Annotated in this window: 17 protein-coding genes and 2 pseudogenes; 5 read left to right on the top strand and 14 right to left on the bottom strand. The window is 43.3% G+C overall.

Features of this window, described 5'->3' with window-relative positions; translation table 11 throughout:
• Positions 1–165 precede the first annotated feature (165 nt).
• Positions 166–351: a hypothetical protein gene (locus ACBP55_RS13465; RefSeq protein ID WP_464652211.1), complete on the bottom strand. Its 186-nt coding sequence runs from the start codon at positions 349–351 to the stop codon at positions 166–168.
• A gap of 171 nt (positions 352–522) precedes the next feature.
• Between ACBP55_RS13465 and ACBP55_RS13460 the strand changes: the two genes are divergently transcribed.
• On the top strand, positions 523–1,038 hold the full coding sequence (locus ACBP55_RS13460; RefSeq protein ID WP_464652210.1) for a hypothetical protein: 516 nt from the start codon (positions 523–525) through the stop codon (positions 1,036–1,038).
• A gap of 41 nt (positions 1,039–1,079) precedes the next feature.
• On the opposite strand, the gene ACBP55_RS13455 is transcribed toward ACBP55_RS13460, so the two are convergent.
• The 4 genes from ACBP55_RS13455 to ACBP55_RS13440 all read right to left on the bottom strand — a co-directional run bounded on the left by ACBP55_RS13455 (position 1,080) and on the right by ACBP55_RS13440 (position 3,580).
• Positions 1,080–1,850 (bottom strand): formate/nitrite transporter family protein, encoded by a 771-nt coding sequence (locus ACBP55_RS13455; protein ID WP_171645901.1) that lies wholly within the window; start codon positions 1,848–1,850, stop codon positions 1,080–1,082.
• Positions 1,851–2,103: 253 nt separating this feature from the next.
• Entirely contained in the window at positions 2,104–2,535 is a 432-nt protein-coding gene (locus tag ACBP55_RS13450) for a universal stress protein (RefSeq protein WP_464652208.1), read from the bottom strand.
• Between the two features lie 126 nt (positions 2,536–2,661).
• Positions 2,662–2,910, bottom strand: a complete 249-nt coding sequence (locus ACBP55_RS13445; RefSeq protein WP_464652207.1) for a hypothetical protein — start codon at positions 2,908–2,910, stop codon at positions 2,662–2,664.
• A gap of 142 nt (positions 2,911–3,052) precedes the next feature.
• Positions 3,053–3,580, bottom strand: coding sequence for a hemerythrin domain-containing protein (locus ACBP55_RS13440; protein ID WP_464652205.1), 528 nt, complete (start codon positions 3,578–3,580; stop codon positions 3,053–3,055).
• Positions 3,581–3,752: 172 nt separating this feature from the next.
• Here ACBP55_RS13440 and ACBP55_RS13435 point away from each other — a divergent pair, with 172 nt between their 5' ends.
• On the top strand, positions 3,753–4,769 hold the full coding sequence (locus tag ACBP55_RS13435; RefSeq protein ID WP_464652203.1) for an acyltransferase family protein: 1,017 nt from the start codon (positions 3,753–3,755) through the stop codon (positions 4,767–4,769).
• 543 nt (positions 4,770–5,312) lie between these two features.
• On the opposite strand, the gene hpf is transcribed toward ACBP55_RS13435, so the two are convergent.
• From hpf to ACBP55_RS13415, 4 genes and pseudogenes are all read right to left on the bottom strand, one after another.
• Positions 5,313–5,855 carry a ribosome hibernation-promoting factor, HPF/YfiA family gene (gene hpf, locus ACBP55_RS13430; protein WP_464652201.1) on the bottom strand — a complete coding sequence of 181 codons (543 nt, stop codon included), beginning with the start codon at positions 5,853–5,855 and terminating at the stop codon, positions 5,313–5,315.
• 12 nt (positions 5,856–5,867) lie between these two features.
• Complete coding sequence (locus tag ACBP55_RS13425; RefSeq protein ID WP_464652199.1) at positions 5,868–6,410, bottom strand: hemerythrin domain-containing protein; 543 nt, start codon at positions 6,408–6,410, stop codon at positions 5,868–5,870.
• A 330-nt stretch (positions 6,411–6,740) separates the two neighbouring features.
• Positions 6,741–8,220: pseudogene (locus ACBP55_RS13420) on the bottom strand (SulP family inorganic anion transporter); the annotation flags it as partial.
• A 523-nt stretch (positions 8,221–8,743) separates the two neighbouring features.
• Complete coding sequence (locus ACBP55_RS13415; protein WP_057305576.1) at positions 8,744–9,070, bottom strand: ArsR/SmtB family transcription factor; 327 nt, start codon at positions 9,068–9,070, stop codon at positions 8,744–8,746.
• Between the two features lie 187 nt (positions 9,071–9,257).
• Between ACBP55_RS13415 and ACBP55_RS13410 the strand changes: the two genes are divergently transcribed.
• On the top strand, positions 9,258–9,461 hold the full coding sequence (locus ACBP55_RS13410) for a hypothetical protein (RefSeq protein ID WP_464652196.1): 204 nt from the start codon (positions 9,258–9,260) through the stop codon (positions 9,459–9,461).
• A 99-nt stretch (positions 9,462–9,560) separates the two neighbouring features.
• Here ACBP55_RS13410 and pflA read toward each other — a convergent pair whose 3' ends face one another.
• From pflA to ACBP55_RS13390, 4 genes and pseudogenes are all read right to left on the bottom strand, one after another.
• Positions 9,561–10,307: a pyruvate formate-lyase-activating protein gene (pflA, locus tag ACBP55_RS13405; RefSeq protein ID WP_464652195.1), complete on the bottom strand. Its 747-nt coding sequence runs from the start codon at positions 10,305–10,307 to the stop codon at positions 9,561–9,563.
• 22 nt (positions 10,308–10,329) lie between these two features.
• Positions 10,330–12,587, bottom strand: a pseudogene (pflB, locus tag ACBP55_RS13400) (formate C-acetyltransferase).
• Between the two features lie 25 nt (positions 12,588–12,612).
• A complete protein-coding gene (gene adhE / locus ACBP55_RS13395; RefSeq protein WP_464652193.1) occupies positions 12,613–15,219 on the bottom strand; it encodes a bifunctional acetaldehyde-CoA/alcohol dehydrogenase in 2,607 nt (868 codons plus the stop codon).
• Positions 15,220–15,491: 272 nt separating this feature from the next.
• On the bottom strand, positions 15,492–16,640 hold the full coding sequence (locus ACBP55_RS13390; RefSeq protein WP_464652191.1) for an MFS transporter: 1,149 nt from the start codon (positions 16,638–16,640) through the stop codon (positions 15,492–15,494).
• A gap of 286 nt (positions 16,641–16,926) precedes the next feature.
• On the opposite strand from ACBP55_RS13390, the gene ACBP55_RS13385 reads away from it, so the two are divergent.
• Entirely contained in the window at positions 16,927–19,644 is a 2,718-nt protein-coding gene (locus ACBP55_RS13385) for a bifunctional diguanylate cyclase/phosphodiesterase (protein WP_464652189.1), read from the top strand.
• Positions 19,645–19,745: 101 nt separating this feature from the next.
• Positions 19,746–22,163 carry a beta-propeller domain-containing protein gene (locus ACBP55_RS13380; RefSeq protein ID WP_464652188.1) on the top strand — a complete coding sequence of 806 codons (2,418 nt, stop codon included), beginning with the start codon at positions 19,746–19,748 and terminating at the stop codon, positions 22,161–22,163.
• Positions 22,164–22,243: 80 nt separating this feature from the next.
• On the opposite strand, the gene ACBP55_RS13375 is transcribed toward ACBP55_RS13380, so the two are convergent.
• Positions 22,244–23,464, bottom strand: a complete 1,221-nt coding sequence (locus ACBP55_RS13375) for an MFS transporter (protein ID WP_464652186.1) — start codon at positions 23,462–23,464, stop codon at positions 22,244–22,246.
• Positions 23,465–23,848 lie beyond the last annotated feature (384 nt).

Raw genomic sequence — 23,848 nt, 5'->3', positions numbered from 1 at the left:
CCACTGAACGGTTGCCATTATTACTTATATATTTAGTATTATAACGCCCACACTACTAATATGAATAGGTGTTGTTTTATGTTTAAGCACGGTTACATTTAATTTACTTTGCCTTACATAGGGTTTAGCCCAACAGGAGTTATATAGAATTAAGGGTATGAATCGTTAGTTATTTGATAATGACTCTCCTTCCTTTTCATAGCCTGTTATCTTCTCTCTAACAATAGTCACTTTGCCACCACTGTTCATCAAGGTCGTTTTAACATCACCTATTTTACAATCTTCACAGACCCAACTGTTCTCTAACTTCCTAAACCCATTCGTCGTACCGCATTGTTCGCAAGTAATCATTTATCAACAACTCCTATCATTCATTATGGCTGCTTATAATGTACTACTTATCAAATTCACACTCTATGAGATATGTCACAGATTTGTTCTATTTTCTGTGATCAATCTCACTGACTCGTGCAATGAAAAAGAATACACTTTGTGTAAAACACTACCTAGGAGGTTCAACACATGGGGTACTATTCACATACTTCCGTTAGTAATGAAATTGCCAATTACATGCATTGGCACTGGATGTTGGATAATCAGTTTCGTTTATTCGATAGACTTCATTACGATATCGATCATAAATTGAAGATTCTCAATGGACTTGCAAGTAACATAGAGTCCGAAATAACTTCGGCAATGCGGATACATTTCATCAAAAAAATGATTGAAGAAGTCAGAGGATTATTGGATGAACTTTCTCTTCTTGAAAAAAAAGAGAGGGATATGCTTTTACTTACGTCTGTTCCTTTTGCTAAAATTAATATAGAAACGAACGAAACGTTCGAATCAGAAGTTGAGTATCTTCTTCCCATGTTAAGAATGTTTTATCAAAAGACTCTGCGTATGACCCCATTGCCAAACAAAAAAGAAGCCAAAGAGTTAAGCCGATGCTTAAGGTTAACTATTCAACCAATTGAAAATCACATGGATCGAATAGAAAAAGAATGGTACCCGGCCATATTGGAATGGCTGCAGTAAACATTTGTTGAACTGACTTTAGATACAGATTCCACTACACTCTAGTTAGAATGACGATAAACCAATGCATAAACTCCCGAGACAAATAGAGCCCCTCCGATTAAATTCCCCATGTAAACCGGCACCAGATTTCCCATAAAATCGATCCAGGTTGCCTGGTTTGCAAAAATTGCCGCAGGAATGACAAACATATTGGCAACGACGTGTTGAAACCCGATCGCTACAAAAGCCATTGTTGGGAACCATATACCCATTATTTTACCTGCATCATCATCTGTCCCATAGGCTAACCAGACTGCAAGCCCAACTAACATGTTACAGCCAATACCGGATAAAATAGCTGTGGAGAATGGCTCTGCCGTTTTCGCGTGGACAAGTTTTACTAGTTTAGTCAAATAAACACCATGTTCTGTTAAACCAACTTGATGCCCGAATACATAAGCGATGAACACTGCTCCCAGGAAGTTTCCAACTGTTATTACAGCCCAATTATTTACAAGCTGGTGAAATTTGATCTTTCCGGAAAAGAACGCGGCAGGAACTGCCATCATATTCCCAGTAAGAAGCTCGCCGCCAGCAATGATCGTTAATATCAGACCCAACGGAAAAAAAGCAGCTCCTACTATGCTGCCTACGTCATTCCATGGATCCGGGAATACGCTACTAACCCTGATATACAGCAAAAAGCCCAAAGCAATATAAGCACCACCTAAAAAACCGAGAACGAGCTGCTTCCTATACCCAAACTGTACCTTTTTCACTCCTGCTTCCACAGTGCGTTCCCATATCTGCTCCTGCTTCATAAATCCCATGCTGATTCCCCCTCCACGGCCATTTACTTTAGTTTAGAGCAGCATTGTATAAAAGTATGTGAACTAAATCACATGTAAAGGGGGCCGAAAAAGGACATATCTCCATCAGATTCAAGGATCACATCCTTTTACAAATAGTACAATCGAAAAATCATTATTCGGACGAAAAACACCTGAAATCATGAGGAAGAACAAAAAAATGAGGAGGCAAGAACCTTGCTACCTCATTTTTTTCTGTGTCCCTAAGTGAAATTTATTTGACGACCAGTACAGGGAGCTTTGCATGCTGAACAACATTGTGACTGACACTGCCAAGAACAAATTCACCAATACTATTAAGACCTCTACTGCCAACAATAATAAGATCGGCTTGAATTTCATCTGCATATTTCAGAATTTCTTTCGTAATCGAACCGCTTCTCACTTCAATATGAATATTCGAAAAATCAGCAATTTGTTCTTTGATTTTCCCAATGACTTGCTCGGAGTAATCTAAATAATTGTTTTCAATGACAATTGGCGGTATAACAACGGAAGATCCTAGCACATACGTGGGTAGATTAAAGATATGAATAATATCTAATTTTGAAAAATGATTCAATTTGGCCAACTTCAATGCAGAATCGAGCGCTTTATCTGAAGCTTCGGAGCCATCGTAGGCTACTAATATTTTCGAATATAGCATGTCACATTCACCTCGTTTGTTTGATACCTTCATCATATCTCTTTCTAAGTTAAAACGATGTGAGGAAGATCACAATATTCTTTCTAAAAACCGAAATGGACTTTATAAACCAATTGCGCCGCAATGTCAGTCTGATCTGAGAATCGTACCATGCTCTGAATTTATTAAGCTCGTATGTTCTTCTCCCCTTAAGGGAATGGCCAGAAATTGATGTTCATTCATATACATTTGCATATAGCCTTGGTCTTCGGAAATGCGTATCTTTTCAAGTTTCATTTTTTTCGGAGGTGCTAAAGGGTCGAGTCCTGCCTGATCCTCGATGTGCACCTCAATCTGAGAGCCAAGCCACCGTGATAATTTTTCTTCCCATTTCATATATGTGCCTCCTTCTTTAAGCGGCAGCAGCCCGCATCTACTTTTGGCGATACCTTCACCTGGTAACTATATACCAAGTTCCTTTTCCCACACGATCGGTTAATTGAATGTTCATTGCCATGTTAAATCCTCCTGTTCCGTCTTAAGCTTTTGCTTGAATATTACTTAGCATTTGGTTCGCAACCGGGAAAAACATCTCTTCTTCGGATAGCAGATGCTCCGATAGTACAGAACAAGCGACACTAAGCAGCGAGATCGCCTTTTTCAGCTTTATGCTGTCGGCCCCTTTGCATTGGTCCGCATATTCAAGAAATGAGCGAACAAATCGTTCCGCTTGTTTATGATCCTCTTCCAGAACCCAGGTTGAGGTCAAAAAAGTAGGCTCCATCCCCTGATTCGCATAGCCGGCAAGAAGCGGTAAAACTTCATCTTCCTCCCAATGTTCGTGAGCCTCCAACTGCTGCATGAAGGCTTCCATTTGTTTACTAATCTCTTGAAGTAATCGCTTTGACTCTTCCGAGCCAAGCACGCCGACCATATGACTTGTCATTTCCTGGACATGGTCAAGCTCTTTCTTTAACGCGCTATGTTCGTCCTTTAATCGCTCCAGAATCTGTTGAAGACTAAAAGTACGAGCGTCTTCTAACGACATCCCAAGATCAATAACCATACCTGATTCCTCCTTTTATTGCTGTAATCACATTGTATACCTTTATTTCAGCTTTCTCTGTGAGGAGAATCACAACATTTGTTTCTGTTTCGTGACTTTAATCACTGCGGCAAATTGAAGCTAGGTTTACATTTGAGGAAAAGAAATAGATTCCGTAATGGAGGTAATCGTCGTGGATAGAGAAGACAATGCTGCTTCGAATACGTTTATGTTAAACGCAAAGTTTCTGCTCATTTTGTTTGTGGTCATCGCCAATTGTATAGAGCCGCTGATTCAACAAAGTGCAGCTTTCCATTCCTTATATCTGGGTATTTACACCTTTCATATTCCTATGTTTGTCATGGTGACCGGCTATTTTTCTAAAAACTTCCGTTTGGATGTCCCAGGAATCAAAAGTCTGCAGATGATTTTTTATCATTATCTGATCTTCCAAAGCCTCTACTCTCTGCTCGATTCGCTGGCCTTCCACGCGCCGGGTGTCCGTTATTCTTTTTTCATTCCGTATTCGTTATTGTGGTTTTTATTCAGCCATTTTTGTTGGCGATTGCTCCTTCTGCTCTTTACAAAAATGCAGCATCCCCTTGTGGTCTCTGTCATTCTAGGCATACTCGTCGGATACGCACCTATCACTGGAACGATGCTCAGCTTTTCCAGAACGCTCGTCTTTTTTCCTTTCTTCTTGGTCGGCTATTACTTCCACCTCGATATGATTCCTAAACAGTTCGTTCGCATGAACAAGTGGTTAAGTGTAATTGGCCTTCTGGGTGTCCTGGTCTTTCTGAACGCGATTCCACTTGATCCCAAATGGTTATATAGCAGTTTTACTTTTAGGGAATTGGGTTCCTTTCATTGGTATGCAGGTGGATATCGCTTGGGCGTGTATATGTTGGAAATTATCGCTTCCTTTTGCTTCTTAAGCTTCGTTCCTCGCAAGCAGTCCATCCTTACAGAATGGGGCAAATATACGGTATACGTGTTCTTGCTGCACGCGTTTATAACGAAAACCGCGATTTCGATGGGACTATTCTCGTATGTACACACTTTTGCACAAATGACTCTCGTCTTACTGCTTGCGGTGACAATTACCTGGCTGCTGTTGCAAGAATGGGTACGCCGGTTCAGTCGACCTCTTATCGAACCGGAACTATCTTTTTGGGAGCGATGGATATCCCGAAAACACAGCATTTAAACACTCTACAAAGAATGGGGCTCGAGAATCAGATTCCATGTGTAAAAGAACCTCCATATTCCATTTTTTAGTGGAATTGGAGGCTCTTTTGTGTGTAATCTAGGATATTGAATAAGTAAACTAATATTGCTTATCCTTTCTAATATCGGGGCACCTCGTGAGATAAGACCACAGAACACGCTTATTATCACTAAACGTTACATTCTAGAGGGCATTAGCAAAAAATAAACAAGCTTAGCTTGCTTATGCCATCATAACAGGCGCTATTAAGACAAATAAGCAACTTCAGTTGCATTACTCACTTATGAACCGCGTAAACGGGTCCCAAAGAGGATTTCGTATGTATGGCTATGAGAAAACCTCAATCGAAGCCAATCAGGGATGTGCGACCGCGTTTATAAGGAGTGACTTTGGTCTCCAACCAAAGGTCCCTATATTAGGTTTTATCGCCAATAAGAAAGCGGTTTTCGGGATCCGAAAACTTATACTTTCTTATGTGGTCAAAAAAAAGAGGCATGGCCGAATCACCCATGCCTCTTTCTGTCATGCAGTTGTAATAAGACCAATCGTGCCATCGTTTCGGCGATAAACAAGTTCAGTTTTATTCGAGTCTCTGTTAAAAAACAAGTGGAAGTTATGGTCCAGCAGCATCATTTGAAGAATGGCTTCCTCAACATCTTCTGGTTTATTAGGAACGATTTTAACACGAGCTACTTCTAATGGGGAGTCGATTTCCCTGCTTACAGGCTCAATGCTTCCAAATGCCCGCTCTTTTATCCCGCTTTGATGACGCATTCTATGCTTGATCTTGTCCTTTAACTTTCGTGTTTGTCTTTCTAATTTATCGGCGACAATATCGATCGATGCGTACATATCATCTCGTTTTTCTTCTGCGCGAAGCACAACCCCTTTGCAGGTGATCGTTACTTCTACAACATGAATTTGTTTATGTCCTTGAACGGATAAAGTGACGTGCATGTCACAAGCCTCTTCAAACCAGGATTCCAGTCGTCCCAATTTGCGTTCCACATATTCCTGTAAGGAAGGGGTTACTGTTAAATCTTTTCCATGTAAAATCAGTTTCATTTTGCTCATCTCCTATGAAAAAAAAGATTCCAAATCTGTCAGCACTTTCTCAGTTAAAGGAAAAACAAGTTGTTCTTCCATGGTAAAGTGGTCGTTTAATATTAAACATGCCTGCACGAGATTAGATGCCGCCTCCACCAATCGCTTCTTCACAATGAGAGGTGTTACCTCAATAATAGCTTCTTGAAAGGATTGGATAAATGACATGCCAAGTTGGTGATCTTTTTCCAATACCCAAAAAGAAGGCACGATAGAGGGCGTCGATTGACGATGAAAATAAGTTAACAGGAACGGAAACAATTCCTGCTCCTCCCATTCAGAATGTCGTTCCAGCTCCTCCACAAATTGAGCGGTCTGGTTTCTGAGATCTTGAACAAACTGCATTCCATTCACTGAATCATCCAATAGAGTGACTTCCTTGGCACTTGTTTCAATCGTCCTGAGTTTTTCTCTCAATTCTTCATGCTCTGTCCTTAATCGATCGGTAGCAAAAGCAAGCTCATCCGGGTTTGAAGAAGCAATCCCAGAAATATAGCTTGTGGAATGAATCACCATACAGAGTCCCTCCCAAGGTAAACGTTTCATTCGCTATCTATCTTTAGTATAGCTGCACGAGTAGGTTCTCGCTGTGCGGTACATCACATTAACCGCCGATAAGAGACATTTCAACCTTATCATGTTCTGGGCATGATCAACTTTAATTGCCTTGCGAGCAAACCTCTTGCTCCGGTTTATCATCATATCGAGTAGTCTCCTTTTCTGCAACACTTATTAAATGCAGAAGTGATATTAATCACACGAGCAACATGTAAAAAAAGAGGTAACACGGAATACCCGTGTTACCTCTTTTGATTTAACCGCTCGGGTTCGATAGCTGCTGGCATTCACGGAACGCGAAATGCTTGCACCTATATAGGGAACATTGCCCATTTTCAAGATTAGCACCTTGGGTTTGTAATTGATCTCGTCCATGATGGATTTCTCAAACATATTCGCAACCCCGAAGAACAAAGCACCTTCGACAGTGTAAATACTGATTTGAGGGCAATTATGCTGCTCATTAACCATATAGGCTGATACTCTTTCGTTCTTATCGTAAGGGTCAGGTAAAACCTTTACAGAGATTAGAAGGTCGCTCATATGTTTCACAAAAATGATACCGGACAAGACTAATCCAACCTCAACAGCCGTTGTCAGGTCTATAAAAACAGTAAGTAAGGAAGGTAATAAGTAAAACCAATGACTCAGCAGTTTTGGTTTTTAGCACGTGAGTGAATTCTTTGCGTTCGCTCATATTCCAAGCAACAACCATTAAGATGGGTGCCATACTCGCAAGTGGAATTTTGGATGCGTAGGGAGCAAATAGGAACAAAACCAGCAAGACAATAACACCGTGAATGACCCCAGAAAAGGGAGATTCCGCACCATTCTTAATATTCGTCGCCGTTCTGGCAATCGCCCCTGTTGCAGGAATACCACCAAATAGCGGAGTTATCATATTAGCGATACCTTGCCCAATTAACTCACGGTTGCTATGATGTCTGGTTCCTGACATTCCGTCAGCAACTACAGCTGGAAGTAAGGATTCGATGCCACCTAACATGGCAATTACAAAAGCAGGTTTTATTAAGGATTGAATGTGTTCAATTGAAAGTTCTGGAAAGTGTATGCTAGGCAAGCTATTTGGAATTGCTCCATAAGTAGAACCAATAGTTGCAATCTTGTCAGCATAGAAGATTGATGCTGCAGCAGTAGAAATCAATATTCCCACTAATGAGCCAGGGATTTTAGGGAATAGCTTTGGTGTCAGAATGATAAGCACGAGGCAAATCACAGCAGTTAAGATACTGTACATATTGATTGTTGAGATGTGAATTCCTAATTCTTTCATATTGGAAAGAAATTCTTGATGTTTTTGAAGATTGCTTAATCCAAGGAAATTGGCAATTTGACCTGTAAATATGGTAACGGCAATTCCTGTGGTAAAACCTATTGTTACAGGACGCGGAATAAATTTGATGACGCCACCTAATTTAAAGATCCCCATGAATAACAAAATGACTCCTGCCATAAAGCCTGCGATGAGCAAGTTGTCGTACCCATACTGCATAACAATCGCAAATAGAATGGGTATAAACGCTCCTGTTGGACCGCCAATTTGAAATTTGGAGCCACCAAATAGTGAGATGAGTATCCCTGCAACTATCGTTGTGTATAAACCATATTCAGGTTTTACACCTGATGCAATTGCAAACGCCATCCCTAGTGGAATGGCGACAATACCTACAATTAGACCTGAAATCAAGTCTTTTTGAAATTTTTTTCGAGTATAGCCCTGAAATCTGCCACTAAAAGAGAGCTTCATATCCAATCCCAACATATCTGAATATCTGATTTTTTGAATATATATAAAATCATAAACCTAGAACAATTAGGTGTCAATTTCAATTTTCTTGGTCAACAAATACGGCTTACGCCGCCTATTGGTGAGAGTGTTAATGATGGTTGCGGTTGCGGTTGCGGTTGCGGTCTTAAATCGGGATCAACCGTCATATCTGCTCAATTGAGGTTCTGGATGAATGAATCCTCTATACTCTCGACAGGCCATTTCGCAACAAATCGGCTAAAATTGTTGTACAAACTGCAACTTCAAGTTGCAAAATAGCCTTTTGGCGTGTGAATTGTTGTAGATAATACAACACTGCTAACCACTATAGCCCATTCCCCTCATGAAAGCTGAATGGCTCTAAATGCACCAGGAAAACATAGTACCAAATCATTATGCAGGCATCCACAGTTTGATTCAGCACTAGCAAAATCCATAACTTTTCATGCGAAATAGGGGTAGGCTTCACCTCCCCCTAACTCCCAAAACATATACATGATGATTACTGATTTTTTATATTTTCTAACATTGAAATAGCATTCACGAGATGATTATCAAAAATTTGCTTGGCAACAATAAGCAGGTCTTTAATTAGAGGGTCTGTTAGGGAGTAGATCACAGAGGTTCCGTCTTTACTTCCACGGACAACGTTTTTATTTCTTAATACAGATAACTGTTGTGAAACGGCAGAACCTTCACTTCCTAATATCGTTTGAATCTCATTAACGTTTTTATCGCCCTCGGCTAATACTTCAAGAATTCTTATACGCAATGGGTGTGCTAACGCCTTGAAAAAGTCGGCTTTAAAATGCTGAATTTCTTGAAACATCACGTTCTCTCCTAAATGTTCGGAAATTTGAATATATCTATCATATCATAAATCGAAAAGCATTATTCGATTTGGGTTATAACTTATATCCGATATGAATCTATGCGAGTATATGTGAAATATATCACATACACTCACATAGGCATATTGTATAATAAAATCATAAAACACAGAAGGAGTGATTACTATGACAACCCTGCACAATGAGAATTTAGAAGCATTACGTGATGATTTCTGCTGCGAGTATGGGCAGTTGTTTGCTGTAAGAGTTGGTGGGTTACAAGATCAAGATGAACAAATCACTGGGCAGCAATTCGAACCGCCAACTGAAGAAATGAATGCAATGAAGTATTTGCATCAAGCCGGCCTTCAGGAGGAGTACCTGTTATGACTTTCTCTGCAAAAGAATATAACCAGTAGTGCTGGAATCCCATCCGGCGCTACTGGTTTTTATTTTTCTCATAAACAGAAACAAAACCACCCAAGCAAGTTAATGCTGAAGTGGATTTGTTTGACGTTCGATTTTGCCCATCTCAATGAGATTCCTCGCTCTAGCAACTTCCTGATCTGTTGGTGTAGGACATTGTTCAAGCGGGTACTCTTTCCCCATTTGCTGCCACTTATAGACGCCCATTCTGTGATAAGGCAGCAGCTCCAATTTACTAACATTAGGCAATGAGCCTATGAACTTGCCGAGCTCGTGTAGATCCTTATAGTCATCCGTCCATCCAGGAACAAGCACATGTCGAATCCAGACAGGCTTATTGATCTCATTCAGATGTTCAGCAAAGCGCATGATACGATCATTAGGCTGTGCCGTAAGCGCGACATGCTTATCCGGATTGATCTGCTTCAGATCGAGCAGTACTATATCCGTCACATCCAAAAGCTCCTGCGCATGACTCGGCTCACAAAATCCGTTCGTATCCAGCACGGTATGCAGTCCCCAGCGCCTTTTGCATTCGGCAAACAAACGGGCCAAGAAGGGAGCCTGCAAGGTTGGCTCCCCGCCCGTTACAGTAATTCCACCGCCTGAACGGCGATAGTATTCGAGATAAGGTTCAATCTCATTTAGAATCTCCTCTACGTCCATCTGTTTGCCCGTATTCATTTCCCATGAATCCGGATTATGGCAGTACTTACACTGCAGCGCGCAGCCCTGCATGAAAAGAACAAAGCGGATGCCCGGACCGTCAACAGTGCCGAAGGTGTCGAAGGAATGTATGCGTCCTTTCATCGATTTGCCCCCCTCTCTCTAGTTACATCGAGCCGTGGAAAGTACGATGGATCACATCGAACTGCTGTTCCTTGGTCAGCTTGATAAAGTTCACCGCATAGCCAGAGACACGGATCGTTAATTGTGGATATTGCTCCGGATGCTCCATGGCATCCAACAGCTTTGCACGGTCAAAAACATTAATATTCAGATGATGACCGTAATTGGCCATATAGCCATCGAGCATGGAAACAAGATTCGATATGCGTGACTCCTCTTCCCTGCCAAGTGCCTTCGGTACGATGGAGAACGTGTTGGATATACCGTCGAGGCAATGCTCATAGGGAATCTTTGCAACAGAAGCCAATGAGGCCAATGCACCTTTCCGGTCACGTCCATGCATAGGATTGGCGCCTGGTGCGAAAGGCTCCCCGCTTTGCGCCCATCTGGAGTGCTTCCTGTCTTTTTCCCATAGACGACATTAGAGGTAATGGTCAGAACGGACATCGTTGGCACTGCTCCGCGATACGTCTTATGCTTCCTGATCTTATTCATAAACGTTTCCGTCAATTGAACGGCAATGGCATCTACACGCTCATCATTATTGCCATACTGCGGGTACTCGCCTTCAATTTCAAAATCGACCGCAATCCCGCTTTCATTGCGGATCGGGCGGACCTTCGCATACTTAATCGCGCTCAGTGAGTCAGCCACTACGGATAATCCCGCGATACCCGTTGCCATGGTGCGTACAATTTCACGGTCGTGAAGAGCCATCTCCAGCCGCTCATAACAGTACTTATCATGCATATAGTGAATAACGTTAAGTGTGTTCACATACAACTTCGCGAGCCACTCCATGACGGCATCGAATTTCTCCGCCACTTCTTCATAATTCAGAACCTCGGAGGTCAGTGGAGCTAACCGAGGCCCTACCTGTATCCCAAGCTTCTCATCCACACCGCCGTTAATCGCATAGAGCAGAGCTTTAGCCAGATTGGCGCGTGCGCCGAAGAATTGCATCTGCTTTCCGATGCGCATCGCGGAAACACAGCAAGCAATACCGTAATCATCCCCATAATAAGGCCGCATCAGGTCATCATTCTCATATTGAATCGAACTGGTTTCGGTCGATACTTTGGCACAGTAAGCTTTGAAGCCATCGGGCAGCCTGGTCGACCACAGCACAGTCAGGTTCGGTTCTGGTGCAGGACCTAGATTGTATAAGGTATGCAGAAAGCGGAAGGAATTTTTCGTCACGCGCGCTCTGCCGTCCAATCCCATGCCGCCAATTGATTCTGTAACCCAAGTAGGGTCTCCACTGAAAAGCTCGTTATAGTCGGGGGTACGTAAAAATTTGACGATGCGAAGCTTCATAACAAAATGGTCAACAAGCTCCTGCGCCTCTACTTCCGTCAATGTTCCATTAGATAGATCTCTTTCGAAATAGATATCAAGAAAGCTCGATACGCGCCCAAGGCTCATTGCCGCTCCGTTCTGCTCCTTGATGGCCGCCAAATAAGCGAAGTATAACCATTGCACGGCTTCAGCGGCATTCGTCGCCGGCTTCGCTATATCATATCCATAGGTTTTGGCCATCTGTATTAATTCACCCAAACTGCGGATTTGCTCGGAGAGTTCTTCGCGCAGCCGGATAACATCTTCGGTGATCGCATCCACTTCCATTTGCAGAAGGTCTTTCTTCTTTTCTTCGATCAACCGGTCCACGCCATACAGAGCGACACGTCGGTAATCGCCAATAATGCGGCCACGACCGTAAGCATCAGGGAGCCCCGTAATGATTGCAGCTTTACGCGCTGTTTTCATCTCGGAGGTATAGGCGTCAAATACACCTTGGTTATGTGTTTTGCGAATATCTGTAAACACTTGTATGATTTCTTCCGGCAGCTTAAAGCCATAGGCCTCGCAGGCGTCGATGACCATGCGAATGCCGCCGAAAGGTTGTACGGAACGCTTCAGTGGAGCATCGGTTTGCAATCCGACAATTTTCTCCTTGCTCTGTTCGATATAGCCTGGCGCATGCGATGTAATCGAGGACACCGTCTGGACATCGATATCCAGAACGCCCCCATTCTCCCGTTCTTGGCGGGTCAGCGTGCTAATCGCCTGCCACAGCTCATTTGTTGCTTCTGTAGGACCTGCCAAGAAGGAATGATCTCCTTCGTAAACCGTCATATTTTTATCGATAAAATCTTTTACATCAATGGCCGTTTGCCATTTCCCTTTCACAAACCCATCCCAACAACGATCTGTCTTTAGTTCATCTTCTCGTATTGCCATGATGGTGCCTCCTTAAATTGCCCGATTAGAACTTTCCGTAAAAAGCATTGCGATAAACGTCAGCGAGCTCTGTCACAAGCGGCATTCGAGGATTCGCTGTTGTACATTGATCTTCAAACGCCCGATCCGCCAAGTAATCTACTCGCGTCTCGAATTGTTCCGCATTGAACCCCAAATCCTGAAATTTCTCAGGAATACCCAGGATTTTATTCAGCTTACGGATGGCCTCGATAAGACTGTTTACTCCTTCTTCCGTTGTCTTCGCTGGAAGTCCAAGCATACGCGCGATTTCGGCATAGCGTTGATCCGCTATGAAGTGATCATATTTCGGGAACGAAGTGAACTTCGTAGGCTTTTGGGCATTATAGCGAATCACATGCGGCATCAAAATCGCGTTGGTGCGTCCATGTGCTGTGTGGTACTCGCCGCCCCATTTGTGCGCCAAGCTGTGGTTAATGCCAAGGAAGGCATTCGCAAAGGCCATACCTGCGATCGTTGAAGCATTATGCATTTTCTCACGTGCAATAGGATCTGCTGTGGCAAACGATTTCTCTAGATTTTGGAATACCAATTGGATGGCTTTCATCGCTAAACCATCGGAATAATCATTGGCCATAACGGACACATACGCTTCAATGGCATGGGTTAGGACGTCCATTCCGGTGTCGGCTACCGCAGTCTTCGGCAAGCTGTACACATAATCTGGATCAATAATGGCAACGTCCGGTGTAAGCTCATAATCAGCCAGCGGATATTTGGTATTGCCCTTCTCTTTGTCCGTAATTACGGCGAAAGACGTCACTTCCGAGCCAGTCCCGGAAGTCGTAGGAATCGCTACGAATTTCGCTTTGCGTCCCAGACGCGGATATTTGTATACCCGTTTACGAATATCCATGAATTTTTGCTTTAAGGCATCAAAGCTTGTATCTGGGTATTCATAGAACAACCACATGGCTTTCGCCGCATCCATCGGTGAGCCGCCGCCTAACGCAATAATGCAATCCGGCTGGAAGCTTGCCATCTGTGCCCGGCCGCGTTCCACCGTTTCCACAGATGGATCAGGCTCCACATCCGAGAACACTTCGATATAGACAGGCAGCTGTCGTTTGCGGAGATAATATTCCACACGTTCTACGTAGCCAAGCTTCACCATCATTGGATCCGTAACAATCATTACCCGTGTTATGTCAGGCATTTTTTCTAAATACTGTGTAGCTCCTTTTTCAAAATAAACTTTTGGCGGTATTTTAAACCACTGCATATTAACGGTACGGTAAGCAACGCGCTTTACATTGATCAGATTCACGGCGCTCACGTTAGAGGTTGTGGAGTTATGTCCGTATGAACCGCAGCCTAGTGTTAAGGAAGGCAAGTTTGTATTATAAATGTCTCCAATAGCACCGTGAGTGGAAGGTGAATTGACAATGATACGTCCTGTTTGAAGCTTACCTGCGAATGCCTGGATGACCTCCGCATTCTGAGAATGAATGACAGAGGAATGTCCCATACCGCCAAACTTCACCACTTCCACAGCCCGATCAATGCCTTGCTCAGCATTCTTCACTTTGTAGCATGCGAGCACAGGGCTTAGTTTTTCAGCCGATAATGGATATGCCTCACCCACGCCGGCTAACTCCGCAACTAGTATTTTCGTAGCCGCAGGCACCTTAATACCAGCCATCTCAGCGATTTTCGCAGCAGGTTGACCTACAATTACCGCGTTAACCGCACACTTCTCAGCGTTAATCACCAATTTGGAAACAGCTTCCGTTTCTTCTTTATTTAAGAAGTAACATCCCTGTTCAGTCATCAACTTTCTTGTTTCCGCGTATACCGCTTCCTCAATAATGACCGCTTGTTCCGAGGCGCAAATCATGCCGTTATCAAAGGTTTTTGATAGGATCAAGTCGTTCACAGCCTGCTGCAAATTCGCTGTTTTCTCAATAAAACAAGGCACATTGCCGGGTCCAACACCCAAAGCTGGCTTTCCAGTACTATAAGCTGCCTTCACCATCGAAGACCCTCCCGTTGCCAGAACAAGCGCTACATCCGGATGATTCATTAGCAGTTGGGTAGCTTCCACAGATGGATGCTTTACCCATTGAATGCAATGCTCTGGTGCGCCTGCTTTAACAGCTGCCTCCAGTAATGTCGCTGCAGCCGCGCTGCTAGATTGTTGAGCAGATGGGTGGAAGGCGAATATGATTGGGTTGCGGGTTTTTGTTGCGATTAATGACTTGAACATCGTCGTCGAAGTCGGATTGGTGACGGGCGTCACACCAGCGATAATGCCCACGGGCTCAGCCACCATTCGGTAGTTCTCATACGAGTTTTCCTCAATCACTCCAACTGTCTTGTTATTTTTAATGCTGTGGTAGATATATTCCGTAGCAAATAAATTCTTGGTAATTTTATCTTCGTAAACACCCCGACCGGTTTCCTCTACTGCAAGCTTGGCGAGAACCATGTGCCTATCAATGCCGGCTAATGCCATTTGCTGAATAATTTGGTCAACCTGCATTTGATCCAGTTTCAGAAATTGCTGCTGAGCTGCCTTCGCTCTGGCTACCAGCTCGTTGACTTCGTCTTGAGCAGTAATCTGTTCAATCATCTTCGCTTCTTTTGTTGTCATGGTTCATTCACTCCTTTATATTCTATCCATGTGAAGCCGTTGTCTTGTTGTTCTACCTTAAGAGTAAACTTAATCAAGATCCCTAACTATGACAAAAATCACAAGATGAAGGTTTAGAATGATTAATTCCTTGAACAATTTGTGAATTATTTCACATTCTAATTTATAAGTAAGGCGGCAGTTCTATTTCAATAAAACTTGCCGCCGCCATGCTGCCCTGCCGACCAATACGCCTATAGCCGACAATGCTCAACGTTTTACCCACATTTCATTCAGTGTGAACCAAGAACTTTCTGTTTTCTACGAATCCATATAACAAATCCAAACACGATAACACAAGACATAGATACCCATGAACTGTATAAAAAAACTTGTCTCATCCCGTAAGCTGAGCTCATAATGCCACCCAAGAAGCTGCCGATAATACGGGCGGCTCCAAGGCTGAGCAAGCCGTTGAGCGTTTGACCGCTGGCCTTCCATTCTGAAGGCACTTCACGGTTGATAAACGTTGCAAGCGTAACAGAAAGCACGATGAAAATAACTCCGTGCAGCAGCTGCACCGGTAATATCCATAGTGGATTCCCGATTAAGGTAAACAAGAACCACCGGATGGAGGATGCAAGCGCGGCCACAATCAGAATTGCGGATATAGGGACGCGTTTTAAAATCCAGCCGGAAAACAGAAGAAACGGCAGCTCACTAAGGGAAGAAATCACCATCGACCAGCCTAGCAGCATACTGTCTCCTCCCATCTCCTTGAAGTAGATGGGGAAGAATGCGTAGTAGTAACCCAAGGTGATTTGAACAACAAAGTTGATACCCAAATAAAACATCAGCTTACCATTACGGAAAAGCTCCCGGAATCGTTTGCCAGTGACGTTAGTCTGGCGGCCGGCAGCCGGTGGAAAACGCCAGAGCAAGAGCACTGCGGCGGCCATGGTTCCGGCGTAGACCGGGAACATCGAACCAATGTGCGACTTGGCTGCGATGCCGAAAGCAAGAGACATGACAGCGAAGCCCACTGTACCTCCTAGGCGAATCCAACCAAAACTCCAAGTGGGACGCCTGTCCAATTCTTCCAACGTAATCGCATCGCTGAGTGCAAATATAGACGTCTGAAAAAACGTAAACACACAGATTAACACAAGCAGGTAAATGAAATGATGAGAGAGCGGGAAAAACAAAATGGAAACACCGCTACCTATCAAAAGAAAGCGAAGTACGCTATTCTTCGTCTTGGCTCGGTCACCCAACGCCCCCCAAACCGGTTGGCCAAACATCGCAACCAAGGGCCCAAGGCTGAGAAGCATCCCAATTTGCTCCTGAGAAAATTGAGCGTTATGCAGGTAAACCGGCATAAATGTGCCATAAACAGCGTTTCCCATGTATATAACCACGTAAAACAACAAAAAAGCGTTCATCTTCGTTGTCAGCCCCTTCTTTCCTTTTAGAATCATACATCATTTAGAAAGCAATCTCTTCCATCTCACGAACGAGTAGTCGGCATTATAAACTCTACGATAGTGTAGTGTGCGGTTCAAGAACTATTTTTTTAAGAATTTCGAGATGTGCTACAACATTGGCGGGATCTAGGCAGTTCCTCTTCCATAGAGACTTGCCGCGCTATTCGATATAGCGCCTTCGAGGAAGGAATTTATCATTTTTTGTCGAATTATCTAGGTACTATTAACTACTTCAGGAGATCATATGAAAAAGCAATTTAATGCCCCTAATATAGATCCTAAACCAAGTACTGAAGCTTTCATAGCCCTACAAAATGAAAATGATTACCTCAAAAATACCATTCTCGATATCGTGCAAGGTATTGAAAGTGAGGTCACAGAAAGTTTTTTTGTTCACTTGATACAATATCTGGCTCGCGTTTTAAAATGCTCTTATGTTTTCATTGCTGAAGTTGATCATCCCTTTGTAAAAACAATCACCATGTACAGCAAAGGAGAAATGATAGAGCAATTTGAATACACTTTGGAGCATACACCTTGTGAAAATGTTGTAAATGAAAAGCGTATTTGTTGTTATCAAGAGTATGTACAGCAATTATTTCCTTTGGACTCGGATTTGACCAAATATGATATTCAAAGTTATCTGGGTATTCCTCTTTTACATGTTGATGGTACTGTAATTGGCATCCTTGTTGTGATGAATGATCAGCCGCTTCATGACAGGTCACTTGCAGAAACGATATTAAAAATCTTCTCGTTTCGGGCATCCGCTGAGCTCATACGATTGTTGGAAGAGAGAAAGTTGAAAATAAGCGAGCAGAATTTATTAACCTTAATTCATACGATGCCTGACATTGTTGTTTTTAAAGACGGTAAAGGCAGATGGATCGAAGCGAACAATACGGTTCTCCGACTATTTAATTTAGATCATGATACATATAAAGGTAAAACGAATAGCGATTTCCAAAAAACCAATGAATTTTACCGAGAGATGTTCATTACATGTGAAGGAACGGATCAAGAAGCTTGGGAAGCACGCAAACCGATAACTTTTGAGGAAGAAATTAAACGTCCCAGCGGCGCAGGTATGATGGTTGAATATACCAAAGTGCCCGTTTTTGATCATAAGGGAGACCGGCAATGGCTCATTGTTATTGGTCGCGACATCACGGATCGGAAATTCGTACAAGATAACTTAATAGGCCAAAATGATATTTTGGAAATGATCGCAAAAGGTAAACCCATTGGGGGTATTTTGCATCGAATTATTGAATTAGTCGAACAACAAAGCGGCGCTATTTGCTCGATTCTTTTATTGGAAAAAGAACGCTTGAAACATTGTGCAGCACCAAACCTGCCTGAATCCTATATTCGTGCGATTGATGGCGTGGAAATAGGTCCAGCTGTAGGTTCATGCGGCACGGCCGCTTTCTACAATACCAAAATCATAGTTTCTGATATCGGGAATGACCCTCTATGGGATGACTATCGCGAGATTGCATTCGTCCACGGGCTTAGAGCTTGTTGGTCCGTACCGATAACGGATAAAAAAAATCAGGTGCTTGGCACATTTGCCATGTACTACAAAATTCCGCATGCTCCCCAAACCTATGAGATTAAATTGATTGAACGGGCGGCCTATCTGGTAAGTTTGGTGATTGAACGGGATAAAGCGGAAGCAACCATTCGTCACATGGCTTTTCATGATTCTTTAACCGAACTTCCGAATCGAAAATCGTTTCAACATATGCTCGAAAAAGCCATTGTTGATGCTCAGCAAAACGATCAAATCGTTTCCGTGCTTTATCTGGATTTGGACCATTTCAAAATGATCAACGATTCCATGGGGCACTCCTTGGGAGATGTTCTATTGCAGAATGTTTCGGATCGTTTGAAAGATATGATCATGACTAGAGGCGTTGTCTCACGTCAAGGCGGAGACGAATTTACGATAATGTTACCGGGCACAACCAGACAGGAAACGGAAGATATTGCCAAATCAATTTTGGTTGCTTTGACCACTCCCTTTCGAATTCAAGATCAAGATTTATATATCTCAACGAGTATTGGAATCAGCATGTTTCCTTTGGATGGGAGCACGTTTGAAACATTGATCAAACAGGCAGATATCGCGATGTATCAGGCGAAGAACCAGGGAGAAAATTTATACCAGTTTTATGTAAAAGAGAATGAGTATCCCGCCTCTGAACATGTTGACCTCTACAGAAATTTAAGAAAAGCCTTAGACAACAATGAATTTGTTCTTGTTTATCAACCGCAATATGATATAGCATCGAAAGAATTCATAGGTGTAGAGGCATTAATTAGGTGGAATCATCCCGAGAAGGGTATCATCTCTCCTTTGCAATTTATTCCATTTGCCGAAGAAGTTGGTCTTATTGTTCCTATTGGGAAATGGGTCTTGCATGAGGCTTGCAAACAATGGCGTTTATGGATGGATCATTTTGGACGTACATTTAAAATGTCCGTCAACCTATCCTCGAGGCAGATGTATGAACCGGACTTAATAGAATTGATGACCCAGATTTTGAATGAAACAGGAATGGACCCACATTTCTTGGAAATTGAAGTTACGGAAAGCATCACGATGAACCTTGATCGTGCAACGATGTTGCTTTCCAAATTGAAAGGCATTGGAGTAAGCATTTCTATTGATGATTTTGGTACGGGGTTTAGTTCATTGGCGTATTTGAAGAACTTCCCGATCGACCGCATTAAAATAGACCGAACGTTTATTAAAGACCTTTCAAATGATATAAGCGATCAAAACATCGTGAAAACCATCATCGCCTTGGGTATAAATTTAAATCTAAAAGTAATTGCAGAAGGCGTCGAGTCTGAGGAGCAGCTTACTCTGTTAAGCGACTATGGTTGTCATGAAGCACAGGGATATTTTCTGGGGCTTCCCATGTCTGCGGATAACATTGCTAAGATTATTTAAAATATTTTCAAATCGCTGAAACAATTCAGAAAGCTCATCCGTTAAGTGGGTATAGATAAAAATAATGGAAACCCTCATTAACCAAGAAAAGGATGAAGAAGATGAAGAAAAAAGGTTTGGTCGTCGGCCTTCTGCTATCCGCTACAATCTTAACGTCCGCATTTACTCCATTCTCCATTAACGCCGATCAAGGACCCGTGGTCCGATTTGAGGGCCAACCGATCACGTTCTCGCTGCAGCCTAGATTCATAGACGGTATTCTAATGGCGTCTGTTCGGGATCTTGCAAAGGCTTTAGGTATGGAAGTGACATGGAGTGAAGCAGAAAAGCTTGCGGTAGTTACTGGCAGCGGGTATGAGCTGAAGCTGCCAATGAATTCAGACTTTGCTTACGTGAACGGTAAAGCAAGCACCATTTACGGCAATACGCAAATAGTTAATGATTCTATGTACGTTCCGCTGCGCTTCTTTATGGAAAGTTCAAATCATGTTGTTCGTTGGGATTCGGCTACCAGCTCAGTGAACGTCACGAAGCAGGCTGACAGCTTGCCCGTAGTCGGTACCTATGACCACTTGGTTACACTTTTGACACAGAATGAGGGTAATGGGTCCGCCCAAGTTAGTTTAATAACCAAACAAGCTAAAGCTGAAACCACCTCCGACAAAGCTTCAGCTCCAGCTAGCGCCGGTTCTACTGTTGCGATCCAAGATTCGGCTAGGGCAGCGGCACCAGACTACTCTGGCACGAACGTGCAAGTGCAAGGCGTGGATGAATCCGATGTCGTCAAGACAGATGGAACGTACATCTATACGGTAAACAAGCAGCGCATCGTAGTCACACAGGCTTATCCCGCCGACCAGATGAAAGTGCTGAGCATTCTAGATTTCCCGGGAAATCAAGACACTCACTTCCAGCCAAGTGAAATCTACGTAGACGACAAACATCTGATCGTGCTTGGTAATTCTTATCAGAACTATAAACCGGTCCCTTATAATGGGGCTGGCGGCACCACACAGAAGAAAATGATCATGCCTATGAGATCCCAGGGAACCGCGAAGGTTATGATTTACGACCTCACAGACCGCAGCAGCCTGAAGCTTGTGAAGGAAGCTGAGCTTGAAGGAAACTACGTTTCTTCCCGCAAAATCGGATCATCGCTCTATTTTATCTCCAATAAGTACGTGAACTACTACCAATACCGGGAAATGACGGATAAGGAAGAAGCGAAGACTGGGCTTGCTCCTGCTTATCGGGATTCTTCGGCTGGCGATTCCTTTACCTCTATTCCACTCAATCAGGTCTATTACTTGCCGAAAGCTCTGGAGCCTAACTATGTGCTCATCGGAGGCATTAATCTGAATGAATTGAATCAGACAATGAATGTCACTTCTTACCTCGGCTCAGGGCAGAACGTGTACGCGTCCGAAGAGAACTTATATGTGGCCGTAACGAATTATGAACAGATGCGAATCCAACCCATGAGGATGCCTGCTGGTGATGCTGCTCAAGGCATACGTGTCGGTGAGCCGAACAGAGCCAGCCAGCCTTTTGAACTTCCTAAGCAGGAAACGATTATTTATCAATTCGGGTTGAACGAAGGTAAAGCAGCGTACAAACATACAGGCATGGTGCCGGGACGCTTACTCAATCAATTTTCCATGGATGAGCATAACGGCTACTTCCGGCTTGCTACAACAACAGGCGAAGTGGGACGGACGGATGAGGGGACTTCGAAGAATCATGTCTTCATACTCGATGCGAACCTGAAAGAGAAAGGCAAGATCGAAAACATCGCGCCTGGAGAGCGGATTTACTCCACTCGCTTCATGGGTGACCGGGCTTACATGGTTACTTTCAAAAACACCGATCCGCTATTCGTCATGGATTTAAAGGATCCCGCTGCGCCGAAATTGTTAGGTGCGTTGAAGATTCCTGGATATAGCGATTATCTCCATCCTTATGACGAAAACCACATTATTGGCTTCGGGAAAGATACAATTGAGGTCGACAACAAAAATCCGAATGGACCTCAGTCCATTGCCTATTACCAAGGCATGAAAGTGGCACTGTTCGATGTTACCGATGTGAATAATCCGAAGGAGAAATTTAAGGAGCTGATCGGTGACCGCGGCACGGATTCCGAGCTGCTGCACAATCACCGTGCATTACTCTTTAGCAAGGAAAAAAATCTGCTTTCCTTCCCTGTTAACGTAATGAAAATCGACCCGAATCAGGCGACAACCAATCCGAAGATGCTTGCCAGCGCATACGGCAATTTTGCATTCCAAGGCGCGTATGTCTACAGCCTTGATTTGGAAAAAGGCTTCCAGTTCCGTGGCGGCATTACTCATCTTACTCAGGAAGATCTGCAAAAAGCCGGACAATATGTTCATGCCGGTGACAAGCAGGTCCAACGTGTTCTTTATATCGGCGATACCCTTTACACCATCTCCAACGGATTGATCAAAGCGAACGACCTCAGCACGCTGAAGGAAAAGAACTCGGTGGTCATTCCGTAGTCCTTTTCACGACGAAAAAAGCCCCGGTTCCTCCAAGGATCGGGGCTTTTTCGTTCGAGTAGTTTATTTATTTCCCGCATCTATGTGTCGCTAGTAATAGGTTGCCGGACGTCCATCGATTTTCGTTTGGCAATGAACAACGTCAAGATCCCGCTTGATATTGTTATTATGGCGAGCGTCAGCAAAAATGTGGAGATCCCGAACCAATCGAGACAAGCGCCGGTCGCAAGCAGCGAAATCTGGAACATGACGCGGTCAAGCATTCCTCGAAATGAGAAAAAGCGGCCTTGTGCTTCTTTCGGCACTTTGATTTGAAAAAGGGTAGATACCATCGGAAAGAAAAAAGCGACTGCGCAACCGAACAAAACGTAAGAGCCCAGAACCGCATAGCTGCTCTCGCTGAAGGACATTCCTGCAAAAGATAGTGCAAATAATAACATAAACAACGTTGAGCTGGTTACCAGATTCCGCATGCCGATCACACGCTTTGCGAATAGGCCTGCAATCAAAATGCTGGTGCCTTCTAATGAATAGATCCAGCCCATCAGTTCTGGTTTGTGCTGGATTTGACTAAACTTCAGTACGAGTAAATTAAAGCCGCCCAGAAATAAAGTAATAACACCGCTATTGATAAGTGCAATGAATATTGACGGTTCTGCTCGAATAAGTGGAAACAACTCGGTAAAGCGGATTTTCTCCTGCTTTTTTGCAGCTTCGGCGGAATCCGCAGCACTTGGAATCCTCAACTGTGTAATAAGTATGACGAGAATGACGTAAAAAACAAGCGACAGCGCGTAGACTGTATACAAATTCATCATAGATACCAATATGCCTGCTACAGCAGTGCCGCCTATTCTCGCTATAGTCATCACGTTAAAGTTTATGCTGTTAGCTTTAAGCAGCTCGGAGGCTGGAACGACCGCAGGCAGCGCTGCTTGTACGGTAGGCATATAAACAGTAGCCGCTACTTGCATGATGACGACGGACAACAGCATGATACCGACGGATTGGAACTGTATGGCCGCAAACATGACAATCGGAGCCAGACAGCGGACAAATCCTGAAATAAGCAATATTTTTTTCTTATCATAGCGGTCCGCCCACACCCCCGCTTGCGGCGATATGAGTACACCGAGAAATAAACCGCACATCAGGATCAAGCTCTTGCCCAAATCAGACGGAACGTGGCTTTGCATAAACTGCAAATTGGCAATGACACTAGTCCAAATACCAGCGCCTTGAATGGCTTCTCCTATCATCATGAAAACAAATGTCCGATTCTGAAATAACGAATGATTCATACCTAATCTCCAATCTAAATGCGATGCTCAGAATCTTCCAATTATAGCACGTACGTTCGTTAATCGTCTATGAGAACACGAGAACTATTCAGAACCGGGCCGATACATTTACATTTTCTTATAAAACTTAACGAACAAAATTCACAAAAGTCCATTAAGCTTAGCAAGAAATGATCTTTGGACATCCCACATTAAAGGAGACAGTAATCGCAGCTGCAAGTTCGATTGTGCTTTGAGAAAAACGTTTAGTCTCCAATATGGTATCGGTACCATGTTTATCAAGAATGCGAAGTGATTTACACACCATAGCTGCGTGAAATCTTTGATAAATCATCGATGTTCGGGAATATTTTTTTATTTCACTCTGGTATCGATACCATAAAA

This window comes from Paenibacillus sp. WG02 (assembly GCF_055396115.1).
This window is presented reverse-complemented; position numbering and strand designations above follow the sequence as displayed.

What these genes read in the sequence shown, in the direction of transcription:
- ACBP55_RS13465 (WP_464652211.1), bottom strand. Translation starts at nt 351, where the DNA reads ATGATTACTTGCGAACAATGCGGTACGACGAATGGGTTTAGGAAGTTA.
- ACBP55_RS13460 (WP_464652210.1), top strand. Translation starts at nt 523, where the DNA reads ATGGGGTACTATTCACATACTTCCGTTAGTAATGAAATTGCCAATTAC.
- ACBP55_RS13455 (WP_171645901.1), bottom strand. Translation starts at nt 1,850, where the DNA reads ATGGGATTTATGAAGCAGGAGCAGATATGGGAACGCACTGTGGAAGCA.
- ACBP55_RS13450 (WP_464652208.1), bottom strand. Translation starts at nt 2,535, where the DNA reads ATGCTATATTCGAAAATATTAGTAGCCTACGATGGCTCCGAAGCTTCA.
- ACBP55_RS13445 (WP_464652207.1), bottom strand. Translation starts at nt 2,910, where the DNA reads ATGAAATGGGAAGAAAAATTATCACGGTGGCTTGGCTCTCAGATTGAG.
- ACBP55_RS13440 (WP_464652205.1), bottom strand. Translation starts at nt 3,580, where the DNA reads ATGGTTATTGATCTTGGGATGTCGTTAGAAGACGCTCGTACTTTTAGT.
- hpf (WP_464652201.1), bottom strand. Translation starts at nt 5,855, where the DNA reads ATGAAACTGATTTTACATGGAAAAGATTTAACAGTAACCCCTTCCTTA.
- ACBP55_RS13425 (WP_464652199.1), bottom strand. Translation starts at nt 6,410, where the DNA reads ATGGTGATTCATTCCACAAGCTATATTTCTGGGATTGCTTCTTCAAAC.
- ACBP55_RS13415 (WP_057305576.1), bottom strand. Translation starts at nt 9,070, where the DNA reads ATGTTTCAAGAAATTCAGCATTTTAAAGCCGACTTTTTCAAGGCGTTA.
- ACBP55_RS13410 (WP_464652196.1), top strand. Translation starts at nt 9,258, where the DNA reads ATGACAACCCTGCACAATGAGAATTTAGAAGCATTACGTGATGATTTC.
- pflA (WP_464652195.1), bottom strand. Translation starts at nt 10,307, where the DNA reads ATGAAAGGACGCATACATTCCTTCGACACCTTCGGCACTGTTGACGGT.
- adhE (WP_464652193.1), bottom strand. Translation starts at nt 15,219, where the DNA reads ATGACAACAAAAGAAGCGAAGATGATTGAACAGATTACTGCTCAAGAC.
- ACBP55_RS13390 (WP_464652191.1), bottom strand. Translation starts at nt 16,640, where the DNA reads ATGAACGCTTTTTTGTTGTTTTACGTGGTTATATACATGGGAAACGCT.
- ACBP55_RS13385 (WP_464652189.1), top strand. Translation starts at nt 16,927, where the DNA reads ATGAAAAAGCAATTTAATGCCCCTAATATAGATCCTAAACCAAGTACT.
- ACBP55_RS13380 (WP_464652188.1), top strand. Translation starts at nt 19,746, where the DNA reads ATGAAGAAAAAAGGTTTGGTCGTCGGCCTTCTGCTATCCGCTACAATC.
- ACBP55_RS13375 (WP_464652186.1), bottom strand. Translation starts at nt 23,464, where the DNA reads ATGAATCATTCGTTATTTCAGAATCGGACATTTGTTTTCATGATGATA.